Genomic DNA, 25339 nt, shown 5'->3' on the forward strand with positions numbered 1-25339 from the left:
CCCGCGCCTGAGATCAGGCGAGAGCGGCCCGCACCGCCGCCAGACCGTCTTCGGCCTTGCCGCCGTCAGGGGCGCCGCCCTGGGCGAAGTCGGGCTTGCCGCCCGCGCCCTGACCGCCCATCGCCAGCACGGCCGCGCGCGCCAGATCGGCCGCGTTGACCTTGCCGGTCATATCCGAGGTGACGGCGACGGTGACCGCCGCCTTGCCCTCGGTCACGCCGATCAGAGCGACGACGCCCGAGCCGACCTGTTTGCGGAAGTCCTCGGCCACTCCGCGCAGACCCTTGCCGTCCACGCCGTCCAGCACCCGGGCGATCAGCTTCACGCCGTTGATCTCCTCCGGAGCCGCCGACGCGCCTGAGCCCCCGCCGAGCGCCAGTTGCTTCTTCAGGTCGGCGACCTGCTTCTCCAGCGTGCGGACGGAGCCGCTCAGCGCCTCGACGCGGGCCGGAACGTCGCCCGGCTGGACCTTGAACGACTGGGCCAGCTTCTTGGCGACCCCGGCCTGCCCCAGCAGATACTGACGTGCAGCCTCGGCGGTCAGCGCCTCGATCCGACGAACCCCGGCGGCGATGCCGCTTTCCGACACGATCTTGAACAGGGCGATGTCGCCGGTGCGGGCGACATGGGTGCCGCCGCACAGCTCGACCGAATAGGGCTTGTCCGTCTCGGTCAACGAGCGGCCGAGCGTCAGCACCCGAACCTCGTCGCCGTATTTCTCGCCGAAGAGGGCCACGGCGCCGGCGTCGATGGCGGCCTGCGGGGCCATCATCTTCGTCTCCGCCGGGATGTTCTGGCGGATGACGGCGTTCACCTCGTCCTCCATCCGCGCCAGCTCGTCCTCGGTCACCGGGGCGTTGTGGCTGAAGTCGAAGCGCAGGCGTTCGGCGTCGACCATCTGACCCTTCTGGGCCACGTGGCCGCCCAGCACATTGGCGAGAGCCTTGTGCAAAAGGTGCGCCGCCGAATGGTTGGCGCGTGTGGTCAGGCGCGCGTCAGCGCTGACGCGCAGCTGGACGCGGGCGCCGATGGCGAGCGTGCCCGAGCTGATTTCGATGCGATGGGCGAACAGGTCGCCGGCGTGCTTCTGGACGTCGAGCACCACGCCCGAGCCCTGCTGGCCGGTGGCGTCGGTCCACTCGATCTCGCCACGGTCGCCGGCTTGGCCGCCGCCCTCGCCGTAGAAGGGGGTCTGGTCGAACAGGACCTCGGCCGTTTCGCCGGCGCCGAGTTCGTCGACCGAGGAGCCGTCGCGGACGACGGCCAGCACCTCACCCGAGCCCTCGACCGAGTCGTAGCCAGTGAAGACGGTCGGGCCGAGGCGGTCGCGCAGGGCGAGCCATTCGCCGGCCGAAGCGGTCTGACCCGAGCCGGTCCAGTGTTCGCGCGAGCGGCTGCGCTGCTCGTTCATGGCGGCGTCGAAACCTTCGGTATCGACGGTGAAGCCGCGGCGGCGCGCCTCGTCCTGCGTCAGGTCGAGCGGGAAGCCGTAGGTGTCATACAGGGTGAAGGCGGTCTGGCCGGACAGCACGCCGCCCTCGCCGAGATCGCGAGAGGCGTCTTCCAGCAGGCCCATGCCGCGGCCGAGGGTGGTGCGGAAGCGGATTTCCTCCTGCTTCAGCGTGTCCTCGATGAAGGCCTGGGCGCGGCGCAGCTCGGGATAGGCCTCGCCCATCTCCTGCACCAGCGTCGGCACCAGACGGTGCATCAGCGGATCGGCGGCGCCCAGCAGGTGGGCGTGGCGCATGGCGCGGCGCATGATCCGGCGCAGCACATAGCCACGGCCCTCGTTCGAGGGCGTGACCCCGTCCGCGATCAGGAAGGACGACGAGCGCAGGTGGTCGGCGATGACGCGATGGCTCGGCGTTCGGTCGCCCTCGGCCGAGGTGTTGGTCTCATGCTCCGAGGCCGCGATCAGGGTGCGGAACAGGTCGGTCTCGTAGTTGGAGTGCACGCCCTGAAGCACGGCGGCGACGCGCTCGAGGCCTGCGCCGGTGTCGATCGAGGGCCTGGGCAGGAGCGAGCGTGAACCGTCCGCCTGTTGGTCGAACTGCATGAAGACGAGGTTCCAGATCTCGACCCAGCGGTCGCCGTCCTCTTCCGGGGTGCCGGGAGGGCCGCCCCAGATGTGGTCGCCGTGGTCGTAGAATATCTCGGTGCAGGGACCGCAGGGGCCGGTGTCGCCCATCGACCAGAAATTGTCCGAGCCGGCGATGCGGGCGATCTTCGATTCCGGGAGGCCGGCGATCTTCTTCCAGAGGTCGAAGGCCTCGTCGTCGTCGATGTAGACGGTGGCCATCAGCCGGTCGGCGGGGATGCCGAACTCTTTCGTGACGAGGTTCCACGCCAGCTCGATGGCGTGCTCCTTGAAGTAGTCGCCGAAGGAGAAATTGCCGAGCATCTCGAAGAAGGTGTGGTGCCGGGCGGTGTAGCCGACGTTGTCGAGGTCGTTGTGCTTGCCGCCGGCGCGGACGCATTTCTGCGAGCTGGTGGCGCGTTTCGTCGCGCGGGTTTCCTGACCGGTGAAGACGTTCTTGAACGGGACCATGCCGGCGTTGACGAACAGCAGGGTGGGATCGTTCTGCGGCACGAGCGGAGCCGACTGGACCTTCTCGTGGCCGTCGGCCGCGAAATAGTCGAGGAAGGTCGAGCGGATCTGGTTCAGGCTGGACATGGCGGGGCGGTCATTCGGGGAGGCGAAAAGGAACGCGCCTCATATAGGGCTTTCGGCCCGAAAGCATCACCCGGCCGTGATCGGCGACGGGATCGGGTTCAGGCGGAGGGGCCGAACGTCCGCCGCGCGATCCACGCCATGGGCAGGCCGACCATCAGCACGTGGACGATCAGGCCCTGGACGATGTGCAGGGCGTCGGGGATCGGCAGGGGCGAGGCCGACATCGGGACGACGACGAGCGTCATCACGGTCCAGACCAGCGCGCCCCAGATGACGCCGGCGGCGATCCACTGGCGCCGCAGGGCCTCGGTTCGGGCGGCGAGGGTCATGTAGACGGCGGCGATGACGAGCATGATGCCGAAGTGGGCGGCGAGGCCGAGCAGGCCGGTGGTCCAGCCGCCGCGGTAGGCTTCGGTCCCCATCCAGCCGCCGGCGACGGACTGGAGGACGATCAGCGGGCCGACGCGCAGGTTGAGCAGGATGGCGGCGCAGATGTCGAGCGCACCCGCGGCGAGGGTGGCCAGCAGGATGGCGCGGCCCGTGGAGCCCCTGGTCGATCCGGTCATGTCGCGTCTCCCCCGAGATGAGGGGAGCTTAGGCGCGGGCGGGGCGGCTGGCCAGTGGCGGGTCAGTCGGCGTCGTCAACCTCGTCGGCGGCGGCCTCGTCCTCGGAGAGGAGCTCGTCGAGGGCGTCGATGATGGCGTCGATCTGCTCCGGAGAGGCTGTCACCGCCATGGAGGCGCCCCCGTCGCCCTCGATCTCGAGCAGGTAGCCGTCAGGGGTTTCGGACAGGGTGAACTGGCTGAGGGACTGGACCTGATTGTCGGCCATGGGCGCGCTCCGTTTGACGAACCCGACAACCGCCGCGCTGGAGGAAAGGTCCAGCTTCGAAGAAAAAAGGCCGCCCGACCCGGGTGGGATCGAGCGGCCGCTCCGTCCGGCCCGGCCCGGCGGGGTCGGTGGCGGGTCGGCGGACCCGGCCGGAGAAGTTGGATGGGGCGGAAGGAAGTGGCCGCGAAAAACGACGGCCACTTCGGCCACTTCGGTCAGTTGGGGGGATCAGCCCTCGAGGTCCTGGCCCTCGTCGGGCTCGGGCGTGCCCAGCAGTTCCTCGGCGATCTTGCTGGTCGAGGCGCGCACGGCCTTCTCGATCGAGTCGGCGATGTCCGGGTTGGCCTTGAGGAAGGCGCGCACGTTCTCGCGGCCCTGGCCGATGCGCTGGCTGTCGTAGGAGAACCAGCTGCCCGACTTCTCGATCACGCCGGCCTTGACGCCCAGGTCGATGATCTCGCCCAGCTTGGAGATACCCTCGCCATACATGATGTCGAAGATGACCTCGCGGAACGGCGGGGCGACCTTGTTCTTGACCACCTTGACCCGGGTGGTGTTGCCGACGACCTCGTCGCGGTCCTTGATCGCGCCGGTGCGGCGGATGTCGAGGCGGACAGAGGCGTAGAATTTCAGCGCATTGCCGCCCGTCGTCGTCTCGGGCGAGCCGTACATGACGCCGATCTTGTGACGGATCTGGTTGATGAACAGCACGATGCACTGCGACTTGTTGATCGAGGCGGTCAGCTTGCGCAGGGCCTGGCTCATCAGACGGGCCTGAAGGCCGGGCAGGCTGTCGCCCATCTCGCCCTCGATCTCGGCGCGCGGCGTCAGGGCGGCGACGGAGTCGACCACCACGATGTCCACGGCGCCCGAACGAACGAGGGTGTCGACGATCTCGAGCGCCTGTTCGCCGGTGTCGGGCTGCGAGACCAGAAGATCGTCGAGATTGACCCCCAGCTTCTGGGCGTAGCCCGGATCGAGCGCGTGCTCCGCGTCGACGAAGGCGGCGGTGCCGCCCGCCTTCTGGATTTCGGCCACGGTGTGCAGGGCCAAGGTCGTCTTGCCCGAGCTTTCCGGACCGAACACCTCGATGACCCGGCCACGCGGGAGACCGCCGATGCCGAGGGCCATGTCGAGGCCCAGCGAGCCGGTCGACACCGAAGGAATGGCTTCGGTCACGCCGTTCTTGCCCAGCTTCATGACCGAGCCCTTGCCGAAGGCGCGGTCGATCTGGGCGATCGCCGCCTCCAGAGCCCGTTGCTTGTCGCCGTCGTCCTTGCCGACCAATTTCAATGCCGCCTGCGCTGCCACCTTGCCACTCTCCCTTGCCATGATTCCCGTTCGGTACCCGGGGGAGAGGCCCGCCTTCGGTCCGATGACCGTGACCCGCTCCCTGTGAGGGGAGATATGTGCACGGTTTGTTCCGGTTGCCAATATGTTCTTTTTGGAACGGTGAGAGCCTACGTCCGATTTTGACGTATCGGAATCAAGCTTTGCCTTTGGAAACAGGCGGTTCCGCGTTTTGCCCTAGGGCCGGCGCCAGGCCACGATGCCGAGGTGGGAGATCTGGACCGCTTCGCCGTGCTGGTTCCGGGTTTCGTGGCGGGTGCGGACGATGCCGCGCTCTGGACGAGACTTCGAGGGCAGGATCTCCAGCACCTCGACGTGCACGGTCAGAACGTCGCCCGGACGGGTCGGCCGTGGCCAGGTGGTTTCGCCGCCGACGCCGACCAGGCCGCCGGCGAAGGGCAGGCCGTCGACCATCAGCCGCATGCTCAGCGCCGCCGTGTGCCAGCCGCTGGCCGCCAGACCGCCGAACAGGCTGTCGCGGGCGGCCTCCTCGTCCAGATGGAACGGCTGGGGGTCATAGTCGCGCGCGAACGCCTTGATGGCCTCGGTCGTGACGGTCACCGAGCCGGTCGTGAAGGTCTGACCGACGTGGAGGTCTTCAAGATAGAGCGGCTGGGTCATGAGCCTTCTTCGCGGCCCCCGACGGCGGCGTCAAATCAGGACGTCGGCGATGCGGCGGCGGGCGGCGGTTCGACCGGCATCGGCTGCGCGACCCGGGCCCAGGCCGACACGCCGGCGCCGAGGACCAGAACGGCCAGGGCCGCCATCAGCCAAGGCCGGACGACGCCCCGCTCGGGCGATAGCGGTCGGACCAGCATCAGAACCAGCAGGCCGATCAGCACCAGCACGCCGGGCAGGTCGATGCCGATGCCGAGGAAGACCGGATGCGACAGGCCGATCAGCCAGCCGCCGCCGAGCACGGCCGCGATGGCGACCGGGACGAGGGACTTCGGGCGGGCGAGGGCCGGGTCGAGGAAGGCGGCCACCGCCGCCACGGCCGCGGCGAGGACGCCGGGCCAGAGGAACAGGAAGGCGGCCTCGGGCGCGACGGCCTGGGCCACGGCGCCGATGACCAGGACCAGAGCGATCAGGCCGCTCCAGCCGCCCCAGACCGTCTTCGCCGCCAGACCCGGCGCCATCGACAGGCCGATGGCGATCACGGAGGCGCCGATCACGATCGGGCTGAACCCGCCGAGCACGAGGGCGGCCACAGCGGCAAGCCCGAGCGCGCCGGCGGTGACGCGCCAGTCGGGCCGGCCGCGCCCTCCCATCAGCGCCATGGAGAGAGCGAGCACGGTGAGGGCGGTCCCCGCCTCCATCCACGGGAGGCGTCCGAGCAGGGTGTAGTAGGCGTCCGCGCTCGCGGCGCGCTGCGCCATGGGGCCGGCGAGGGTGCGCACGGCCTGTGTCAGGACCAGCCCGACGGCGAGGAACCAGACGCCGTCGATCATGCCGCGTCCGACGTCGGCGAACGTCAGGCCGGCGAGACGGCGCGACCGCCAGACCGCCGCTCCAAGGAAGGCCAGCGCGAGTGCCAGCAGGGCCCAGCCCGCGCCGGGCGGATGGCTGACGATCATCCGGCCGAACAGGTCGGCGTAGACGGTATTGGCCGTGCGGGCGGGCAGGGCAGGGGCGCGCAGCAGGGCGTCGGCGTTCTCCAGCGCCTGCGAGCCGATGTGCTGCACCGCGCCCCGGTCCAGCGCCTCGGGCGTGGAGCGGGCATGGTACTGGTTCGGACGGCCGATGAAGGCGAGGTTCAGGCCCTGAACGCCGCGGTCCTTGGGAATGGTGAAGTCGGTGCCGTTGGGCATCCGCTCATAGACGAAGACCGCCAGCGAGTTGGAGGTGACGCCGCCGTCGGCGCGCACGCCCGCGCGGCCGAACAGGGCGATGGTGTCGGCATTGCCGCGGCCGGTCTCGAACATCATGGCGCGGCCGCCGCCGCCGCGGGCCTCCAGATTGATCACGGCGCCGATGCGGTCGCGCAGGGGGTGTCCGCCCCAGAACACTCGCGCGCCGTCGAGGCCGATCTCCTCGGCATCGGTCAGCAGGACGACCAGCGTCCGGTCGGCGGGTCCGCGCGCGCGGATGGCCCGTACCGTCTCCAGCACCGCGGCGACGCCGGCGGTGTCGTCGGCCGCGCCGGCGGACTTCGGCACGGTGTCATAGTGGGCCATCAGGGCGACGGCGGGCAGGGCGGGGTTCCGGCCGGGCAGGACGCCGATCAGGTTCGTCGCCGAGAAATTCGCCTCCGCCGGGTCGCCGCCGATCTTCGTCAGATACTGCGCCGCGCCGGGGGAGAGGGGACCGGTCTGGGTGGTGGTCTGCAGGCTGAGGCCGGTCATGCGCTGGATCAGCAGGGCCTGGACCCGGGCGTGATCCGCAGAGCCGACGGGATGCGGCCACCGGGCGATTTCCCGCACATCGGCCATGGCCCGTTCGGCCGAGAAGGTTGTCGCCGGAGCGTTCGCGCCCGCGGGTCCGGGAACCTGCAGGGTCGCCACTCCGATCAGCAGCGCGAGCGCCAGCGATCCGATCAGCCAGAACAGCCGCATGAGACATCCTCCCCGATGACCGCACGACCCTAGCGGGGGCCGGGCGGTCCGTCATCACCGGGGATGACGGGAGGGGCTCAGTTCATCCAGTCGTCGAAGCGGTGCGCCGGCTCGCCCGTTCCGGCGTCGAGCGTGAGCGCCCAGCCGGGAGTCTCCAGCCGCGCCTCGAGGGCCAGGAACAGGGACGCCGCGTCTTCGGCTCCGGGCAGGACGAGCGGCTCGTCAGCGAATTTGAACGCCTCGGCGCCCGGCAGGACGAGGGGCTGGTCGTCGACGATGGCCGGCAGGACGAAACCGTCGTCGTGGATGCTGGGCAGAACCTGGGACAGATCGCCGCCCTTGTCGCCGGCTTCCTGCGGGGCCGGAGCCGGCGGCGGATAGGTCAGGACGCGGTAGGTGTTGTTGGAGAACCGCACCACCTCCATGCTCTCGACATAGGTGGATCCGTCGCGCCCGGCGACGCTGTCGACGATGCGGTAGCCGGCGCCCTCGGCGGTGATGGTGTAGTTGGCCGAGACGCCGCGCAGTTGCAACTCGTCCTGTCCGCCGCCGCCGTAGATGCTGTCGTTGCCGCCGCCGCCGCGCAGGATGTCGGCCTTGGTTCCGCCGGTGATGATGTTGTTCAGAACGTTGCCGGTGCCGACGAAGCCGCCGGGGCCGGTGTAGATCAGGTTCTCGATGTTGGCCCCGAGCGTATAGGAGCCGACCCGGGCCTCGACGGTGTCGATGCCCTGACCGGCGACTTCGACGCAGGTGTCGAAGGCGTCGAGGATGTAGCGGTCGTCGCCGTCGCCGCCCTGCAGCTGGTTGGCGGCGCCCGAGCCGCCCATCAGGATGTCATTACCGCCGAAGCCGAGCAGGGTGTCGGTGCCGATGCCGCCCTGCAGCAGGTTCGCGCCGGTCCCGCCGATCAGGGTGTCGTTGAAGTTCGACCCGATCAGGTTCTCGATGTTGGTGTAGGTATCGGTCGCGCCGTCGCCGTCATTGGTGGCGCGTTGCAGGTCGATGCGGGCCGTGACCCCGGCGGCGGCCAGGGTGTAGTCGGCCGTATCCACGCCGTTTCCACCATTCAGCACGTCGATCCCCCCGCGCCCGCGCAGCACGTCGTCGCCACCGCCGCCGGTGATGACGTTGGCCGCCGCATTGCCCGTGCCCGCGAAATTGCCCGTGCCGCCGAAGATCAGGTTCTCGACGTTGACGTTGCTGAGGACGTAGGTGTTGATCCGCGCATCGACGGTGTCGGTGCCCTCGCCGGCGTTCTCGATGACGGAGTCGGCGGCCTCGAGGACATAGGTGTCGTTTCCAAGACCTCCGGTCAGGGCGTTCAGGGCGCCGGCGCCGCCCCAGAGGACATCGTTGCCGCCGAGGCCGAGCAGGGTGTCCGAACCCAGGCCACCCCGCAGGACGTTGACGTTGTTGTCGCCGATCAGCGTGTCGTTGAAGGCCGAGCCGGTCAGATTCTCGATTTCCGTGAAGATGTCCGAGCCGCCATCGCCGTCGTTGGATGAGGCGTTGGAGTTCAGCTGGGCCCGCATGCCCGCCGCGGCCAGCGAATAGTCCGCCGTGTCGATACCGCCTCCGCCGCTCAGGACGTCCGCGCCGGCCCCGCCACGAAGAACATCGTCGCCGTCGGCTCCATAGAGCACGTCCGCGCCCGCGCCGCCGGTTAGCCGGTTGGCCCATTCGTCGCCCGACAGATTGTCCGCGAAGGCCGAACCGATCAGGTTCTCGACCTGATAGATCGTGTCGGAGCTTCCGTCGCCGTCGTTGGAGATGGCATTGGCCGCAAGGATCGCCGTGACGCCCCCCGCCGCCAGCGAAAAGTCCGCCGTATCGACGCCGTCGCCGCCGTAAATTTCGTCCGCGCCGCCGCCGCCGCGCAGGATGTCGTCGTCGCCGTTGCCGTCGAGGTAGTCGGCGCCCAGCCCTCCGTCGAGACTGTCGGCTCCACCTCCTCCGTAGAGGCTGTCCGTGTCGCCGCCGCCGCTGAGGCTGTCGTCGCCGGCGCCGCCGCCGAGGTTGTCGGAGCCCAGCCCGCCGTCGAGGCTGTCCGCGCCCTCGCCTCCGTCCATCGCGTCGGCGCCATCGCCGCCGCTGAGGATGTCGTCGCCGCCTTGGCCGTTGAGGCTGTCCGCGTCGTCACCGCCGCTGAGGTTGTCGGCGCCGCTTCCGCCATACATGGCGTCGTTCCCGGCCAACCCGATCAGGACATCGTCGAGGCCGCCGCCATAAAACTGGTTGGCGGCATCCGTTCCGGTAACGTGCGCCGCTCGGCCCGTCTGGATATAGAGCCCCTCGACCGACGTCAGGGTGACCCATGCGTCCGCCGACATCTGCTGTTCGGTTGTGAGCCGCAGATCGAGGGTAAGCAGACCCTGGCCGCCCTGGATCAGGATCGTGTCGTCGCCGTTCCCGCCGTCCATGATGGTGTGGCCGTCGTCGTCGATGAACCGGTCGGCGCCCTCTCCGCCCTCCAGATGGTCGTCGCCCCCGGCGCCTTGCAGGAAGTCGGCGCCGTCATTGCCCATCAGGTGATCGGCGCCGTCGCCGCCGTAGCAGTTCTCGTCGCGGGTTCCGCCATGCAGGATGTCGTCGCCGCCGCTCATGTTGAGCTCGATGTAGCCGCTGGCGGTGGTTGAACCGATCACCACATCGTTGCCCTCCCCCATGCTGAACGCCTCGATGCCGACGAGCACGTCCCCGACGGCGTCGCCGGTATCCGTGTTCCCGTCGAGATCAAGCACGACCGCCGGGCCATAGTAGGCCGCGATGTCGTAAGAACCGGCGCTGCCGTCGAGATAGTCCGCTCCGGCCCCGCCATTGAGGTAGTTGACGCCGCTGCCACCCACGAGCACGTCGTTCCCTTCGCCTCCGTTGAGCTGGTGGAACGAGCCGCCGCCTGCGATCAGCACATCATTCCCGTCTTCGCCGTAGAGGTTGTCGTCGTCGCCGCCGCCCTCGATGTGATCGTCGCCGTGGCCACCGGACAGGATGTCCGCGCCGTCGTCGCCGTACAGGGCGTCGTCCCCGCCATGGCCGGAAATGACGTCATCGCCGCCCAGGCCATGGATGATGTCCACGTTTGGCGTGACCGGGTCGCCTGCGAGGTTGTCGGAGTCCCCGCTGCCATTGATCACGTTCGGGGTCGCCGCCGGAATCGTCATGTCGGCGAAGGCGAGGAATTCGACACCGGTCAGGACGTTGTCTTCGACGCCATTGGAAACATGGACGCCATCGTCGAGATAACTGACTGTCCAGAGCGCACGGTTTCCAGCGAACACCGCCGTATCGCTGCCGAGGCCGCCATTGACGACGTCGTCGCCGCCCGCGCCCGTCAGGGTGTCGTCGCCGTCGTTGCCGTTCAGTGTGTTGGCGATCGCGTTGCCGACCCCCGTGTGGTTGGCCGCGGTGGTGAAGGTCAGCGTCTCGACGTTGACCGCCAGCGTGTGGCTGGCCAGGGCGGTGCGGACCTCGTCCACGCCCTGGTCGAGGAATTCCTGCACCGCGTCGCTGACGTCGTCGAGGACGTAGATGTCGTTGCCGAAGCCGCCGCGGAGCAGGTCGTTGGCGAAGCCCCCGTCGAGGGTGTCGTCGCCGAAGCCGCCTATCAGTGTGTCGAAGCCGCCGCCGCCGAGTATCGTATCGTCGCCTTCTCCGCCCGTAATTTCCTCACCCACGGCGCTGCCGGTGATGTGGTCGGCGTGGGCCGTGCCGACGACCGCGAAGAGTTCGAAACCGCTGAGCTGGAAGCCGCCCATCGCCTCGATGGCCGCCTCGGCCCCCGCGCTCATGTCGAGGACGATACCGGAGCCGCGCCCGTAGAAGCTCGCCACGGCCGCGTCGGAGCCGAGCCCGCCGCTGGCGATGTCGCCCTCGCCGACAAAGATGGTGTCGTTCCCGCCACCGCCGTCGATCGTGTCGACTGCGGCGTCGAAGCCGTTTTCGGCCTGGCTGTTGTTCCAGATCTGGTCGTGGTCGTCGCCGCCGTTGAGGACATCGCTGCCGAAACCGCCGATCAGCAAATCGTTGCCTGCCAGGCCGTTGAGGGTGTCGACACCGCCGTTGCCGACGAATCGATTGGCCAGGCCGTCGCCGGTCAGGCTGTCATTGAACTCTGTGGCGTTGACGTTCTCGATGCTGCTGAAGGTGTCGCCGGTGGCGTGGCCGCCGGACGCGGTGAGCGCCGTCAGGTTGATGGTGACGCCCGCGTCCGACCCGAAATAGCTGAGCTCGTCCAGACCGTTACCGCCGATGAGGGAGTCGCCGCCGGCGCCGCCCCGCAGGCTGTCGTTCCCGTCGCGGCCCTCGAGCGTATCGGCGCCGAGGCTGCCGGTGAGATTGTTGAAGCCGGCGTCCCCGAGGAAGTGGAAGCTCTGGTTGGCCGACTCCGCGATGCCGCGCAGATGTTCGACACCCACGATCGTGTCATTGCCGTTGCCAGTGTCCTGGGCCGTGGCGATGGTCAGATCCACGGTCACGGCCAGCGGATCGCCGCCTGTGATCCGGGTGATGAAGAGATCGAAGCCGTTCCCCCCCTGGATGTCGTCGTTTCCGGCGCCGCCGTCCACGATGTCATCGCCATCGTCGCCGCGAAGGATGTCGTCACCGTCGCCGCCGTACAGTTCGTCGCGCCCGCCGCGGCCCTCCAGTCGGTCGTTGCCGCCATAGCCCTCCATCGTCATGGGGAGACCGGCGTCCAGATCGTTGCCGATCATGACGTCATTGAAGTTGGCCCCGACGAGGCCGAGCTGTTCGAATTCGTAGACCGTGACGAAGCCGGCGAAGATGTTGTTCAGCCAGCTGTTGACGTCGGTGACGCCCGTCAGATCCCAGTTGACACCGCTGGCGGTGAAATAGCTCTGGGTCCCATAGAAGGTCACCCGGTCGATGCCGGCGCCGCCGTAGGCGATGTCGAAGGCCCCGATGTCGATGACGTCGTTGCCCGCGCCCCCATCGAGGTAGTCGTAGAAGAAGTCATCGAGCAGATAGTCGGTCGAGGTGTTGTGATTGAGGTAGTCGGCGCCGTCCCCGCCGAAGAGCACGTCCTCACCGCCGAAGCCGTTGATGATGTCGTTGCCGCCGAGGCCGTAGATGTCGTCCGGGGTCGAGGTTCCGGGCAGGGTGTCGGGACCGTTCGTGCCGTTGATCGTCGTCATCTCGGAAGCCCCCCGCGGCGGCGGATGATCCGCGCCAACGCCGGGCAGGGAATGCTTGATCACGCCCCCCGGCGCCCTGACGGTCGCACGGTACGGCGCCGTACGCAAATTCGCGTGACGGCGTTATTTAATCGCGGTGGGGTTGTTTGGCGCCCGTCAGGGCTGCGTCAGGCGGCGCGACGCAGGGCCGCCGGCGTCTTGACGAACAGGCCCTTGCGGCCGGCCACGGGACGGAATGCGATACTGTCGGCCTCCAGCCCTTCGTCCGCGCCCAGGAACAGGCAGCCGTCGTCGACCAGCCGCCGCTCGAGGTTGTCCAGCGCCTGCGCCCTGCGGGCCGCGTCCATGTCGGCCAGAACATAGCGGCAGAAGATGACGTCGAACCGATGGTCGTCCGCCGGCGCGTCCAGCAGGTTGGCGCGGGCGAAATGGACGGCGGCGCGCAGTTGCGGGCGGGCGATCCAGCTGTCTTCGGCCTGGTCGAACCAGTTCAGCATGGTCCCGGCGGCGAGGCCCCGCTGGATCTCGAAACCGGTGTAGGCGCCGGACCGCGCCTTCTCCAGCGCGCGCTGGGACAGGTCGGTGGCGACGATTTCGACCGGGAAGCCGGCGTCCATGGCGGCCATGGCCAGAGACCACGGCTCCTGCCCGGTGGAGCAGCCCGCCGACCAGACCTTGACCGGCGCGCCGCCGCGGGCGGCGGACAGGGCCGGCAGGAGTTCGCCGGCGAAGGTATCGAAGGTCTTGCGGTCGCGGCGGAACCACGTTTCGGGATTGAGCAGGGACTCGATCACCGCCCACGCCATCCCCGCGACCGGCTTGGCCCAGAGCGAGGCCAGCAGGGCGTCGACCGTTTCGTAGCCTTCGCGGCGCGCCAGCGGGCCCAGCCGGTGCTCTGCCAGCTTCATCCGGTCGCGCGTCAGCCGGAACCCCGCGCGCGAGGCCATCAGCGACTGGAGGCGGTCGAAATCGTCCGGCGACATGGGTTCAGACGGCCCCCACCTCGGCGAATTTCGAAGTCAGGATCTCGCCGTCGAACGGCTTCATCACATAGTCGTCGGCGCCCGCGGACAGGGCCTCGGCGATACGTTCGGCGCGCGTCTCGATAGTGCAGAACAGAACCTTGGGACCGCCGCCGCCGGGCAGGGTGCGCAGACGGCGCAGGAAGGTCATTCCGTCCATGACCGGCATCGACCAGTCGAGCAGGATGACTTCGGGCATGACGCCCGCGCAGAAGGCGAGGGCCTCGGACCCGTCAGCCGCCTCGTCGACCTCGAACCCGAGGCCTTCGACGATGCGCCGGGCGACCTTGCGGATGATCCGGCTGTCGTCGACGATCAGACAGGTTCTGGGGGTCAAAAGATCGCTTCCAAACTACGCACAACGCCTGCGTGTGTGCGCCATCCGCTATAATCACCGTGCGCCGGTTAACGAGTCCTTGGGAAACCGCCTTAAGCGTCAGTTAGGCATGTGGGCGGTCAGGGTGACGCGGCCTTCGTCGGCCTGCACTTCGAGGGTTCCGCCCACGTCATGGGCGGTGAGCCACAGCCAGTAGGGCTGGATCCACTGGCCCGGCAGGCCCTCGCTGAGCGGCCGGCCCGACAGACCGGCGACGGCTTCGGGCTTGAGCCGGGCGCGGGCGCCCTCGGCCACGCCCTCGATTTTCATCGCCTCGCCGCGTTCGGTCGAAATCTTCGCGGCGCCGCCCGACGGCAGGGCCGCCATCGTCAGGTAGGCGAGGTTCACAAGTGCGCGAGCCTGCGCCTTGGAGTAGTCGCCGGCCTCCACGCGCCAGTCGAGGGTGGCGCGGCCGCCCTCGGTCAGGCCCGCCACCAGTTCGCCGAGCTCGGCTCCGGAAAACCGCTCGGCCGAGGTCGAGGCGCCGAAGGCCACGCGGGCGAAGGCGACCAGCGCCACCATCTTCTTCGCGCTGGCCTCGATCAGCCCCATGGCGTCGTCGCGCATGTCCTGGGCCGTCGGGTCCTTGAGCAGGTCCAGACCCGAACTGATCGCGCCCGCGGGGCTGATGAAGTCGTGGCACAGCTTGCCCGCGACCAGCGCCGCCAGGGCTTGGCCGTCGGGGAGGGAGGAGGGGGCGGCGGTGTCGGTCATCGGGCTCGAAAACAACAGGTGATCGGTCGCGCGGACGCTGCCCTGATTTGCCGGTTCTTCAAACCGTCCCGATGGGCTATCGGAGCGGCCATGAGCAAACGACTGACTGCCGACCTCGCCTCGGGCGCATTGACCGAGGCGCTGGCCGATATCGCCGAGGATGCGGCGCGCGTGATCCTGCCCTACTGGCGCAACGGCGTCGTCGCCGAGACCAAGTCGGACGACAGCCCCGTGACCAAGGCGGATCGCGAGGCCGAGGCCCTGATCCTCGAACGGCTGGAGGCGCGGTATCCCGGCGTCCAGACGGTGGCCGAGGAGGCCGTGGCGGCCGACGGCGCACCGGCCGAGGCGGCGGAGTGGTTCTGGCTGATCGATCCGCTGGACGGCACGCGCGGCTTTATCGAGGGCCGCGAGAGCTACACGGTGAACATCGCTCTGGTGCACAAGGGGGCTGTGGTGGCGGGCGTCGTCACCGCCCCTGCCACCGCCACGACCTGGCGTTCAGGCGCGCCCGGAGCCGGCGCGTCGCGCCGTCGCTTCGGCGAGAGCTGGCAGGCCATCAAGGTGCGCAACCGTCCCGCCTCGCCCATGGCGGTGATGAGCCATTCCATGACCGACGTCGAGGCCGAGCGCCTCGCCTCGCGCCACGGCTGCGTGCAGTGGCAGGGGACGGATTCGTCGCTGAAATTCTGCCTGATCGCCGAGGGCCGGTTCGACGCCTATCCGCGCACCGGGCCGACCTCGGAGTGGGACACGGCGGCGGGGCAGGCGGTGCTCGAGGCCGCCGGCGGCCGGGTCATGGCCGAAGACGGCCAGCCGCTGCGGTACGGCAAGCCCCGGTTCGGCAACGGCGGCTTCGTGGCGCTGGGCGGCTAGGCTCAGGCTCAGGCTCTGGCCACCGTCTCCGGCGTCGCCAGCACGGCGCGTTGCATCAGCGACGGCGCGCCCCATTCGCGGGCAGTCTCCAGCGCCTCGGCCAGCATCAGTCCGACCGATCGCGGCTCCGTCGAGGTCAGCCGGGCCTTGGCCATGGCCAGATGGGCCATGCCGATCTGGTCGGCGGCCCAGTCGAGCGGCTCGGTGCGGGGCCCGTCTTGCAGCCGGCGGCGGACGACCGCTTCCAGACCGGACAGGGTGGCGATATCCGTCATCGCCTCGGCCAGAGCCGCCTCCGCCGCCATGCGCCGTTCCCGCGCCAGGGCGCCGAGGATCAGGCCCGGCTCGCGGCTCAGCGCCTCGGCCTCGGCCAGCAGGAGCAGCGGGGTGTCGGACTGGGCTCGCGCCATGCGGACGGCGACCCAGTCCAAGGGGCTGTGGTCGGGGGTGAACTGGTCGGCGGCGGCGTCGAACAGCGCCTGCCCCTGCGCCTTGGCGGCGTCGTTCCTCGCCAGTTCGGCCAGCGCCATCAGGCCGGCTCCAGCCAGCGCGAGGGCTCGCGCCCGGGTCAGGGGACGGTAGTCGGGAGAGGCGGTCTCGATCAGGGCGCGCAGGTCGCGGCCGGCCTGATCCAGCAGCCGCCCGTCGCGCCGGGCCACGCCCGCCTCGAGGGCCAGGGCCGCACGGTCCAGCCTGAGTTCGTCTCCCACCATCGGCGGCAGGGCCCGGGCGCCGTGCAGCGCCGCGTCCAGCAGAGCGGCGGCGTCCAGCAGCGTCGAGGGCTCGCCGGACAGCCGGGCGCGCCGGGCGCACAGCCGGGCATGAAGCGCGGCGGCGGCGGCTCGCGTCACCGGCCGTTCGGCCGTCAGCGACTGGGCGTCCGACAGGGCGGCGGTCAGGGCCGCCGGGCCACCGAACAGATCGAAGCGCAGGAGGTGAATCTCACCGGACTCGATCGCCACGGCGGCGGTCTGGTCGGGGGTGGTGGTGTGGTGGGCGGCGTCGGAAGCGCATCGGGCGGCGCGTTCCAGGCTTTCGCGGCGGCCGGTGCGGCGGGCGTGCTCGCGCCACAGGGCGCTGGCCCGCATCCAGCTGTCGAAGGGACGGGTGCAGGAGACCCGGCCCGCGTCGACGGCCTCGCGGCGCGCCTCGGCCTCCACCAGGTCGGCGCCGATCAGCTCCAGCCAGCCGAGGTCGTCGCTTTCGCGCGCCTTTTCGAACAGCTTCCTCAGGTCCCGACCGAATTCGAACATGGGGTGACCCGCGCTCCGTCCCGCTTCGGGACTGACAGCCGTCCCTCTCGCTGCCCTTGCAAACGCAACGCCGCGGTCACGGTTCGGCTTGACGGTGAGAGGTTCGTCCGGCGGGGCGGATGCGGACTAGCCGCGCTCCTTCGTCTTCGTGAACGCCACGCTGGGGAAGCGCTCCATGACGTAGCCGGTTTCCCAGCTGGACTTGGCGAGGAAGACGGGGTCGTCGTCGATGTCGCGGGCCATCTGGCCGCGGTATTTGCCCATGAAGTCTTCCAGATCGGCCTTGGTCCCGCCGATCCAGCGCGCCTCGGCCCAGGGCGAGGGTTCGAAGATGACTTCCAGCCCGTATTCCTCGCCCAGCCGGTCGGCCATGACCTCGAACTGCAGCTGGCCGACGGCGCCGACGATGAAGTCAGAGCCCATCTCGGGGCGGAACAGCTGGGTCACGCCCTCTTCGGCCAAGCCGTCCAGCGCCTTCTTCAGGTGTTTGGCCTTGAGCGGATCCTTGACCCGGACGCGCTGCAGGATTTCGGGAGCGAAGTTCGGCAGGCCGGCGAAGCGGATCAGGCCGGTCTCGGACAGGCTGTCGCCGACGCGGAGGACGCCGTGGTTGGGAATGCCGATGACATCGCCGGCGAAGGCGTCCTCGGCCAGCTCGCGGTCGCTGGCGAAGAACATGATCGGCGCGTTCACCGACAGCTGTTTGCCGGTGTTCTGGACCTTCAGCTTCATGCCGCGTTTGAACGACCCCGAGGCCATGCGGAACATGGCGATACGGTCGCGATGGTTGGGGTCCATGTTGGCCTGGACCTTGAAAACGAAGCCGGTGACCTCGGCGGCGCCCGGCTCGACGGTCAGGTCGACCGGGGCGGGGGCGTTGCGGGTCTCGGGCGGGGCTTCCTTGCGGGCCTTCATGACCTTGGGCGCGGGGGCCCATTCGCCGATCGCCCTGAGCAGTTCGTCGATGCCGAAATGGCGCAGGGCCGAGCCCCAAAGCACCGGCGTCATATGGCCCTCGAGGAAGGACTGGCGGTCGAACGCCGGATAGCCGCCCTCGACCAGCTCCTGCGCCTCCATCAGCGCCTCGTGCTCGCCTTCCTCGAAATAGCGGGCGGCGTCCGACAGGGGCAGAGCCTCGGGGTGGGGCACGTCCTCGGCCGAGCCGGCCGGCTTGCGGGCGTAGGGCTGGAACATGCCGGTGCCCATCTCGACCATGCCGCGCAGGCGGTTGCCGCTCTCGGCCGGCCACCAGATGGGGGCGGGATCGAGCTGCAGGCGGCTGGCGATCTCGTCCAGCAGCGCCATCGGGTCCTGGGCCTCGCGGTCCAGCTTGTTGATGAAGGTGATGATCGGGATGTCGCGCAGGCGGCAGACCTCGAACAGCTTCAGGGTCTGCGGCTCGATGCCCTTGGCGGCGTCCAGCACCATGATGGCGCAGTCGGCGGCGGTCAGGGTGCGGTAGGTGTCTTCCGAGAAGTCCTCGTGGCCTGGCGTGTCCAGCAGGTTGAACATCTTGCCGTCGTGCTCGAACGTCATGACCGAGGCGCTGACGGAGATGCCGCGCTCCTTCTCGATCTTCATCCAGTCGGACTGGGTGCGCCGGTTTTCGCCCCGCGCCCGCACGGCGCCCGCCGCGCGAATGGCCCCGCCGGCCAGCAGGATGTGCTCGGTCAGCGTGGTCTTGCCGGCGTCGGGGTGCGCGATGATGGCGAAGGTCCTGCGACGCAGGGCCTCCTGCTGGAGGGTCAGTTTCGACATGTTCGATCCGTTGGGCCGCGCGAGTTAGCGCGGACGGGGCCGAAAGTCACCCGCCGGCGAATAGCCCCTAGGCAGACAGGGCCATTGGAGTCATCGTCGGGGCCGGCGAGACGTCCGGTCACGCAATCGGGCGCCGCCTTGGAAACGCAAGGAACGGCCATGGCCCTTGATCTGCCTGAAACGCCCCCGCCCCATCATGACGGCCCGCACCCCGCGGTCAGCCTGCTGGCCGGCTTCGGCGTGATCCTGGTCGGCGCGACCATCGTGCACGTGGTCTTCAACGTGCTGGTCTAGGCGGCGGGCGCCTCCGCCGGGTCCTCTTCCGAGGGCGGAGCCTCGAACACCTCGGTCGAGCGGCCCATGGCGGCGTTGGCGGCGGCGATCATTTCGCGCGCCCGCCGGGTATAGCCGCTGCGGTGCGGGCTGTTGGCGACCGGCGTCAGGACATTGATCGCCTCGGCGTTGAGCTGCCGCGCCAGATAGGCCTGGCCGAGACGCAGCCGGGTGTCGAAGGATTGCGGGGCCAAGGCCATGGCCACCTCGAGGGTCGAGACGTCGTTGTCGGTGGGGTAGCGGGCCTGCCCCTTTCGCGCGTCGTTCAGGCCCAGATAGATGCGGAAGTCGAGCGGATCGGCGTCCAGCGCGCGGCTGAGATAGCCCATGGCGGCGCGGCGCCGGCCCATGGCGGCGTCCGCATCGGCTTCCTTGTCGGCGAGATCCAGCAGGCTCATGCCGGCCAGACGGAGCGCGTCGGCGTCGGTCGAGCCCTCTCCGACGAGGGATTCGAGCGCGTTGAAGGCGGCTTCGGGATCGTGCGACAGCCGGTGGGCCCGCGCCTCCGCCAGCATGGCCATGCGGTCGCCGCGGTGGCGTTCGGCCATGGCGAAGGCGTCGCGGATCAGCTTTGCGCGCTCCTCCGCCTCTTCGCGCGCCTCGCGCGCCTTCTGCGCCTCCGACTTGCGGGTGGCGCCGTCCTCTTCCGCCGGCTCCTCGATCACCGGCGTGCGGTCGAGGCGCAGATCGAGCCAGGCCATGGCGGACTCGGCGGGGGTGAGGGAGGTGACGGTGACCTGCGGCTCGGGAATGGTGATCTGCGGCGTCCACACATTGATGGAGCCCGACAGATACATGCGGACGTCGGTCTGGAGCTGCTCCGGCGTCCGGCCGGTCGCCTCGCGCATGGCCTGCACCGAGTTCTGGCCGCCGACCACTGCGGCGAGGTAGCGGCCGAGCATCTGCGTCCGCTCGGGGGTGCTCATGAAGTAGTGGGTCATGCCCCAGGCTTGGGCGTAATACAGATAGGCGGGATAGCGGCCGGAAGGCGTGTAGCGCCACGTCAGCACGTCCTCCATTTTGGCCCAGCTGTTGGGGCCAAGGTTCAGCGCCTGCATCCGGCCGGGATGATGCCGGCCGAACTGGATGCGGTCCGGCCGGATGTCGGCGGTCGCATAGTATTCGGCGAACCCCTCCACGAACCACGACGGGTAGGCGTTGGAGTTCATCTGGAACATGAAATGGTGGGCATATTCGTGGAACAGCACCACGTCGCCCGAGATCGCCTCGGTGTTCACCACCGCGTGGATGCGGCCGCTGTTGGGCGAGTAGTAGCCGCCCACGCCGGCGCTGATGCCCGGCGAGGCCTGGAGCATGTCGCGGCGACCGTCGGCGAGGAAGATTTCCAGCTTGGGAATCTCGTGGTCGACCACGATCGGATAGTAGGTGCGCAGCAGACTATCGAACCGCTCGGCCTTCTGGGCGTAGGCGCGCAAAGCCTGTTCGGAGGCGTCGCCATAGACGATGAAATGCGCCGTCTCGGCCTTGCGCCAGTCGGCCCGGACGGGACCGGCGGCGCAGGCGACCAGCAGCACAAGCGCGGCGGCCAGCGGTTTGGTGAAAGCGGTGAACATGGGAGCCCCCTCCAGGCAGGGGACAACCCTACCGTTGGCGGCGACGGCTACACAAGCTGGGCGGTTGTCAGGCCGCGAGCCGCATCCAGACGGCCTTGTCGGCGGCGACGGCGTCCAGCTTGCCCTTCGAGGCGCGGGTCTTGAGCTGACGCATGACCGGCTCGGGCAGGGCGCAGAACTGCGGCTCGACCAGATCGGGGTCGCAGCCCGCCACCGGCGCGGCGAACAGGGCCGCGTTGACCTCGGGCGAGCGGTCGTGGATCAGCCACGCCAGACGGCGCGCGCGCTCCGGGTCGTTGTGGTGCAGCAGAGGGTCCTCGGCGAACAGCTCGCAGCCGAGGGCCAGCACATAATCGAAGCCCAGCTTGTCGAAGCGGCGCGCGTCGCCGGGCGTGACCGGGCAGGTCTCGTCCAGGTCGAACACCACATCGTTCAGCAGAAAGAGCATCGAAAACACCCGTCCATCTCCGGGCTCATTGCGGCCCGTTAGATGTGACCGTAGCGGCAGGCGCTTGCGGTTCCGTTCCCGAACGTCGTTAAGGATTTCGCACCGCCGAACGCGGACGAAACGGCTGGTTAGGAACTGGCGTCCGAACCCCGGGAACATCCGCCGGGCGCGCCCGGTTGCCCCTGCGACCCGCAACCCACCGCAAGGAAATCCGCCATGTCCGTCGTCGACAAGGTTCTCGGCAAGATCACCCCCATGCCGAACGATGAGAAACGTGCGGAGGCCACCGCCAACGCCCGCGCGATCGCCAGCCGCGACGGCTGGCTCTGGATGGTGCTGGATCACCACGACCAGATCCGCGCGTGCTTCGAGGCCTGCCGTGATGCGGAGTCGGCCGAGGACCGGGTGGCGGCGATGAAGGAGCTGGCCGTGATCCTGAAAGGCCATTCGCTGGCCGAGGAGGTGGTGCTGTATCCGGCGCTGGCCCAGGCCGGCGAGAAGATGCACGCGGGCCACGCCTACAGCGAACAGACCACGGCCAAGATGCAGATGGCGGAGTGGGAGAACATCGCCCCCTCGACGCCGCAGTGGAAGGACAAGCTGGAGCACATCCGCGGCGCGGTCCTGACCCATATGTACGAGGAGGAATCGAGCTGGTTCCTGCATCTCAAGGACAAGGCCGACCGGCAGGACCACCTGACCGACCGCTACCGCGAGGAGTTCGAACGCTACTGCGGCGAAAGCGCTGACGGCGGGATGGGCCGAAGCGCCGCGCAGGATGCGAGCCGGGGCGACGGCCTAGGCGCGGGCATGGGCGCCTGAGCGGAGGCGAGCCGATGACCCAGACGCCGCTGCAGGAAGAAGAGGCGGCCGGAACCCTCGCCGCCGGAGCCGATCTCTCCGAGCTCGATCCGACGGCGGATGTGGTGCGGTCCGACGGAGAGGCCGAGCCCGCCGCCGATCTCGATGCCGTGGAGGCGAAGGCCGGGCCGGTCTCGCTGAAGGCGCGGATGGTGCATACGCCCAAGGGGCTGCTGGCGGCGGGGGTGCTGGTCAGCGGGATCCTGCTGTCGACGGCGGTGCTGGTGTGGGTCGCCACCGCCTCCGCCCGTCGTCACCCCGTCGCGACGGCCTAGGCGTTCAGGCGCCGCTGACAGGCAGATCGACGAGACGGCGGGCCGTGCCTGGGCCTATAGGGCGGTTCATGCCCACGTCCCGCTCCGCCGCCCTCGTCGTCCTGCTGATCGCCGCCTGCGTGCTCGGGCTGGCGCCGATCCTCGTGCGGCTGACGGAAACCGGGCCCGCCGCCGCCGGCTTCTGGCGCTTCGCCTTCGCCCTGCCTCTGCTGCTGGCGATCACCGCCCGGCCGGGCGGTGAGGGCGTCGGAACACCATCGAAATGGATGGGGCTGGCGGCGCTGTTCTTCGTTCTGGACCTGTCCTTCTGGCACTACGGCATCGTCATGACCTCGGTGGCCAACGCCACCGTGCTCTGCAACCTGACGCCGGTGGTGGTGACGCTGTTCGCATGGTTCGCCTTCCGCGAGCGTCCGCGTCGGCTGTTCATCCTTGCCCTTGGGCTGGCGCTGGCCGGCGCCTTCGCCATGTCGGCCGGGGCGGATGGCGGGCAGGGGACCAACCCCCGTCTGGGCGACCTGTTCTCCCTGTCCGTGGCGCTCTGGTACGCCGGCTACTTCCTGGCGGTGAAGGCCGCGCGCCGGACGGCGTCGGCGATGAAGATCATGCTGTGGTCGACGGGTCTCGGCCTGCCGTTGCTGCTCGGCGTCTCGCTGGCGCTGGGCGAGGACCTGTGGCCGGCGACCGCCGCCGGCTGGACCGCCTGCGCCGCCATGGGGGTGATGCACGTCGTGGGGCAGGGCGGCGTGGCGTGGGCGCTGGGCAAGCTGCCGGCGGCGCTGACCGCGGTGACCATCCTGATCCAGCCCGTCGTGGCGGCGGCTTTGGGCTGGCTGGTGTTCGGCGAGACGATGACGGCGGTGCAACTGATCGGCGGGGCGGTGGTGCTGACCGCGATCGTGCTGGCGCAGTGGTCTTCGCTCAAAAAGAAGGGCGCGGAAGCCGTAGCCGCCGCGCCCGTTCCCTAGATTGTCGGTTCAGCTCAGAGGAGCTTGAGCTCCACCGCCGAGGTCTTGCCGCGCTGGGATTCCAGCTCGTATTCGACCTTGGCGTTTTCATCGAGGCCTTGCAGGCCCGCCTTCTGAACGGCGGTGACGTGAACGAACACGTCCTGACCGCCGCCATCGGGTTGAATGAAGCCGTAGCCCTTGGTGGGGTTGAACCACTTGACCGTGCCGGTCGCCATGTCTGCGTCTCCGTAAACGCGCTTTCCAGGCAGGCGCCCCTGCGGGGTCGCCCGTCAGCCCATCTGGACAAGCTCGTTCAGGCGAAGGAGCGCTGCACGGGTGTGGAAGCCGCGCCAAATCCGGACTGCGCCGACTTTCTCTCGCGAAAAAGCGGGGCCGGTCAACCGCAAACCGATTCTCTCGTCCGGCGAACAAGGTTACCGGTTTATGGGGCGCTGGTCAGGCGCACAGGCCCCGCTCGGCGCCGTCGAGGTGCAGGTGGTCGCGGTGCGCCTCGTTGTAGTCGGGCGTCAGCACGGTGGAGAACACCCGGCAGGCGCCGTCGCGAATGCGCTTGAGGAAGGTGCGGCCCTGCTCGCCCTCGCGGCCCTCTCCGGCCCAGTCGCCCGCCACCGAGACCTTGCGGCCGTCGGCCAAGGTGACCCCGGCGATATCCAGAGCATTGGCCCGCGCGTGCTCCGAGGGGCGAACCGAGGCGTCGGTCTGGCCGTAAAGGCGGCGACAGGAATAGGAGCCGTAGTTCTCGACCCGCGCCACGCGTGATCCGAAGGTCGCCTCCGCCGCCGGCTGCAGCACCTGCCGGTCCCAGATGACATAGCGGACGGCCAGCGGGCACTGCATGACGAGGCCGCCGGGCGCCAGAGGCGTCACCGCGCCGCCAGTGATCCGCACGGCGCCGCGCACGATGCAGAAGCCGCCGTCGTCGCGGTCCTCGGCCCGTTCGACCTTGACCCCCGCCTCGCGCAGCACCTGCATGCAGGCGTCGGTGACAGCCTTGACCTCTTCCGGCGCGGCGGTGCGGACCAGTTCGAAATCGTCGACCTTGGACGCGGTCGCCTGTCCGATGGGATGGCTGAGGTCCAGCGGCTTCCACGGCAGGTCCTGCGCGGGCGCGAGGACGTTCAGCAGGGCGAAAGCCGCGCACAGGCCGAGGCCGGCTTCCCAGAGCAGATTCCAGAAATCGGCGAAGTCGCGGTCCATGCCCGATCAGCCTCCCGCCGTCCGAACCAGCCGCTGGACGAGCGCGCCGAGCGCGGGCCCGCCCCGTGTCGACTCGTTCGACATCCCGAGATAGCCGACGCCGCCGACAGGATCGAGCAGGGCTATCGCATGCCAAAGAGTGTTCGAGCCCTCGTGCACCAGCACCGGACCGGCGGCCCAGCCCGGCCGCTCGACCGCCCAGCCCAGCGCATAGTCCCGGCCCACTCCCTCGCCGGGCGTGGTCAGGACTTCGAAGGCTGCCGGGCTCAGCACATCGCCGCCCCGGTTCAGGAACAGGCCAAGGAAGCGGGCGTAGTCAGACAGGCTCATGTGCGCGGTGCCCGCCGGGCCCATCAGCGGCGGATTGTCCGGCTTGAGGAGGGGATCGAGCGGGGTGCTGATGGCGCCCAGCGTCTGATGGCCCCAAGGCTGAGCACCTTCCGGCGCGCCGAAGCCGCCGGACGTGATGCCGAGCGGTTCGAACAGTTCGGATTGCATGGCCGCTTCCCACGACTGACCGGTGATCCGTTCGACCGCCGCGCCCGCGAGGACATAGTCGATATTGGCGTAGGCATAGGTTCCGACCGTTCCGCCCGGCGCGGTCGCGAGCGCCGCCCGCACCCGATCCAGCCGTTGCTCGACCAGCGGACGGGCATCGTCGCGGGCCGCGACCCGCACCTCGCGCGGCAGCAGATCGTCGTCCCTTAGCCCGGCGTGGTGCGACATCAGCTGGTCGACGGTTATCCCCTGCCAGGCGGGGTCGGCGGCCATCTCCGGGAAGATGTCGACCAAGGGCCGCTGCCATCGGGTCTGCCCGCGGTCGACCAGTCGGCCGTAGATCGCCGCCGTCATGGCCTTGGTGTTGGAGCCCAGATGCCAGCGGTCCTGCAGGGTGGCGGCGTCATCCGAGCCCCTTCGCCGTACGCCGCGCACGCCCGACCAGCGCAGCCCCTCCGCGCCCATGATCCCGAACGCCAGCGCCGGTGGCGCATGCTCCGCGAACACCGCATCGAGGACGTCGTCAGGCGTCTCGCGCGCCAAGGCCGGCCGCGCCGCCCCCGCCATCGCGGTCGCCCCGATCAGCGCCATCGCGCGTCGTCTGTTCATGGTCCGC

General features: G+C 69.4%; 22 protein-coding genes. 5 read left to right on the plus strand and 17 right to left on the minus strand.

The window, feature by feature from the left end:
- Positions 1 to 13: 13 nt before the first annotated feature.
- The 10 genes from alaS to chpT all read right to left on the minus strand — a co-directional run bounded on the left by alaS (position 14) and on the right by chpT (position 14679).
- Positions 14 to 2674: an alanine--tRNA ligase gene (gene alaS / locus GGQ87_RS08050; RefSeq protein WP_168046372.1), complete on the minus strand. Its 2661-nt coding sequence runs from the start codon at positions 2672 to 2674 to the stop codon at positions 14 to 16.
- A 98-nt stretch (positions 2675 to 2772) separates the two neighbouring features.
- The gene (locus GGQ87_RS08055; protein WP_168046374.1) at positions 2773 to 3240 is read right to left on the minus strand and encodes a hypothetical protein; all 468 of its coding nucleotides are present in this window, start codon (positions 3238 to 3240) and stop codon (positions 2773 to 2775) included.
- A 62-nt stretch (positions 3241 to 3302) separates the two neighbouring features.
- The gene (locus tag GGQ87_RS08060) at positions 3303 to 3506 is read right to left on the minus strand and encodes a hypothetical protein (RefSeq protein ID WP_168046376.1); all 204 of its coding nucleotides are present in this window, start codon (positions 3504 to 3506) and stop codon (positions 3303 to 3305) included.
- Positions 3507 to 3734: 228 nt separating this feature from the next.
- Positions 3735 to 4817 (minus strand): recombinase RecA, encoded by a 1083-nt coding sequence (gene recA, locus GGQ87_RS08065; RefSeq protein WP_168047428.1) that lies wholly within the window; start codon positions 4815 to 4817, stop codon positions 3735 to 3737.
- A gap of 216 nt (positions 4818 to 5033) precedes the next feature.
- Complete coding sequence (locus GGQ87_RS08070; protein ID WP_168046378.1) at positions 5034 to 5477, minus strand: MaoC family dehydratase; 444 nt, start codon at positions 5475 to 5477, stop codon at positions 5034 to 5036.
- A gap of 35 nt (positions 5478 to 5512) precedes the next feature.
- Positions 5513 to 7411 (minus strand): M20/M25/M40 family metallo-hydrolase, encoded by a 1899-nt coding sequence (locus GGQ87_RS08075; RefSeq protein WP_168046380.1) that lies wholly within the window; start codon positions 7409 to 7411, stop codon positions 5513 to 5515.
- 77 nt (positions 7412 to 7488) lie between these two features.
- Positions 7489 to 12567, minus strand: a complete 5079-nt coding sequence (locus GGQ87_RS08080) for a beta strand repeat-containing protein (protein WP_168046382.1) — start codon at positions 12565 to 12567, stop codon at positions 7489 to 7491.
- 167 nt (positions 12568 to 12734) lie between these two features.
- Positions 12735 to 13550, minus strand: a complete 816-nt coding sequence (locus GGQ87_RS08085; RefSeq protein ID WP_168046384.1) for a CheR family methyltransferase — start codon at positions 13548 to 13550, stop codon at positions 12735 to 12737.
- A 4-nt stretch (positions 13551 to 13554) separates the two neighbouring features.
- Positions 13555 to 13926 (minus strand): response regulator, encoded by a 372-nt coding sequence (locus tag GGQ87_RS08090; protein WP_168046386.1) that lies wholly within the window; start codon positions 13924 to 13926, stop codon positions 13555 to 13557.
- 99 nt (positions 13927 to 14025) lie between these two features.
- Positions 14026 to 14679, minus strand: a complete 654-nt coding sequence (gene chpT / locus GGQ87_RS08095) for a histidine phosphotransferase ChpT (protein ID WP_168046388.1) — start codon at positions 14677 to 14679, stop codon at positions 14026 to 14028.
- A 90-nt stretch (positions 14680 to 14769) separates the two neighbouring features.
- Here chpT and cysQ point away from each other — a divergent pair, with 90 nt between their 5' ends.
- Positions 14770 to 15555, plus strand: a complete 786-nt coding sequence (cysQ, locus tag GGQ87_RS08100) for a 3'(2'),5'-bisphosphate nucleotidase CysQ (protein WP_168046390.1) — start codon at positions 14770 to 14772, stop codon at positions 15553 to 15555.
- 8 nt (positions 15556 to 15563) lie between these two features.
- Here the strand turns inward: cysQ and GGQ87_RS08105 are convergent, their stop codons facing one another.
- Positions 15564 to 16808 (minus strand): hypothetical protein, encoded by a 1245-nt coding sequence (locus tag GGQ87_RS08105; protein ID WP_168046392.1) that lies wholly within the window; start codon positions 16806 to 16808, stop codon positions 15564 to 15566.
- Positions 16809 to 16934: 126 nt separating this feature from the next.
- Positions 16935 to 18566 (minus strand): peptide chain release factor 3, encoded by a 1632-nt coding sequence (locus GGQ87_RS08110; protein ID WP_168046394.1) that lies wholly within the window; start codon positions 18564 to 18566, stop codon positions 16935 to 16937.
- Positions 18567 to 18725: 159 nt separating this feature from the next.
- Here GGQ87_RS08110 and GGQ87_RS15555 point away from each other — a divergent pair, with 159 nt between their 5' ends.
- Positions 18726 to 18860, plus strand: coding sequence for a hypothetical protein (locus GGQ87_RS15555; protein ID WP_280644099.1), 135 nt, complete (start codon positions 18726 to 18728; stop codon positions 18858 to 18860).
- Here GGQ87_RS15555 and GGQ87_RS08115 read toward each other — a convergent pair.
- Together GGQ87_RS08115 and GGQ87_RS08120 are read right to left on the minus strand one after the other, a co-directional pair.
- Positions 18857 to 20473 carry a hypothetical protein gene (locus tag GGQ87_RS08115; protein WP_168046396.1) on the minus strand — a complete coding sequence of 539 codons (1617 nt, stop codon included), beginning with the start codon at positions 20471 to 20473 and terminating at the stop codon, positions 18857 to 18859. The two genes, GGQ87_RS15555 and GGQ87_RS08115, sit on opposite strands and share 4 nt — an antisense overlap.
- A 67-nt stretch (positions 20474 to 20540) precedes the next feature.
- On the minus strand, positions 20541 to 20921 hold the full coding sequence (locus GGQ87_RS08120) for a histidine phosphatase family protein (protein WP_168046398.1): 381 nt from the start codon (positions 20919 to 20921) through the stop codon (positions 20541 to 20543).
- 216 nt (positions 20922 to 21137) lie between these two features.
- Between GGQ87_RS08120 and GGQ87_RS08125 the strand changes: the two genes are divergently transcribed.
- From GGQ87_RS08125 to GGQ87_RS08135, 3 genes are all read left to right on the plus strand, one after another.
- A complete protein-coding gene (locus GGQ87_RS08125; RefSeq protein ID WP_168046400.1) occupies positions 21138 to 21743 on the plus strand; it encodes a hemerythrin domain-containing protein in 606 nt (201 codons plus the stop codon).
- A 14-nt stretch (positions 21744 to 21757) separates the two neighbouring features.
- Entirely contained in the window at positions 21758 to 22057 is a 300-nt protein-coding gene (locus GGQ87_RS08130; protein ID WP_168046402.1) for a hypothetical protein, read from the plus strand.
- Positions 22058 to 22125: 68 nt separating this feature from the next.
- Positions 22126 to 23025, plus strand: a complete 900-nt coding sequence (locus GGQ87_RS08135; RefSeq protein WP_168046404.1) for a DMT family transporter — start codon at positions 22126 to 22128, stop codon at positions 23023 to 23025.
- A gap of 14 nt (positions 23026 to 23039) precedes the next feature.
- Here GGQ87_RS08135 and GGQ87_RS08140 read toward each other — a convergent pair whose 3' ends face one another.
- The 3 genes from GGQ87_RS08140 to GGQ87_RS08150 all read right to left on the minus strand — a co-directional run bounded on the left by GGQ87_RS08140 (position 23040) and on the right by GGQ87_RS08150 (position 25332).
- Positions 23040 to 23243, minus strand: a complete 204-nt coding sequence (locus tag GGQ87_RS08140; RefSeq protein ID WP_056451926.1) for a cold-shock protein — start codon at positions 23241 to 23243, stop codon at positions 23040 to 23042.
- Between the two features lie 220 nt (positions 23244 to 23463).
- Entirely contained in the window at positions 23464 to 24225 is a 762-nt protein-coding gene (locus GGQ87_RS08145) for an extensin-like domain-containing protein (protein ID WP_168046406.1), read from the minus strand.
- A gap of 6 nt (positions 24226 to 24231) precedes the next feature.
- A complete protein-coding gene (locus tag GGQ87_RS08150) occupies positions 24232 to 25332 on the minus strand; it encodes a serine hydrolase domain-containing protein (protein ID WP_168046408.1) in 1101 nt (366 codons plus the stop codon).
- Positions 25333 to 25339 lie beyond the last annotated feature (7 nt).

Source organism: Brevundimonas alba (genome assembly GCF_011927945.1).
GTDB lineage: Bacteria > Pseudomonadota > Alphaproteobacteria > Caulobacterales > Caulobacteraceae > Brevundimonas > Brevundimonas alba.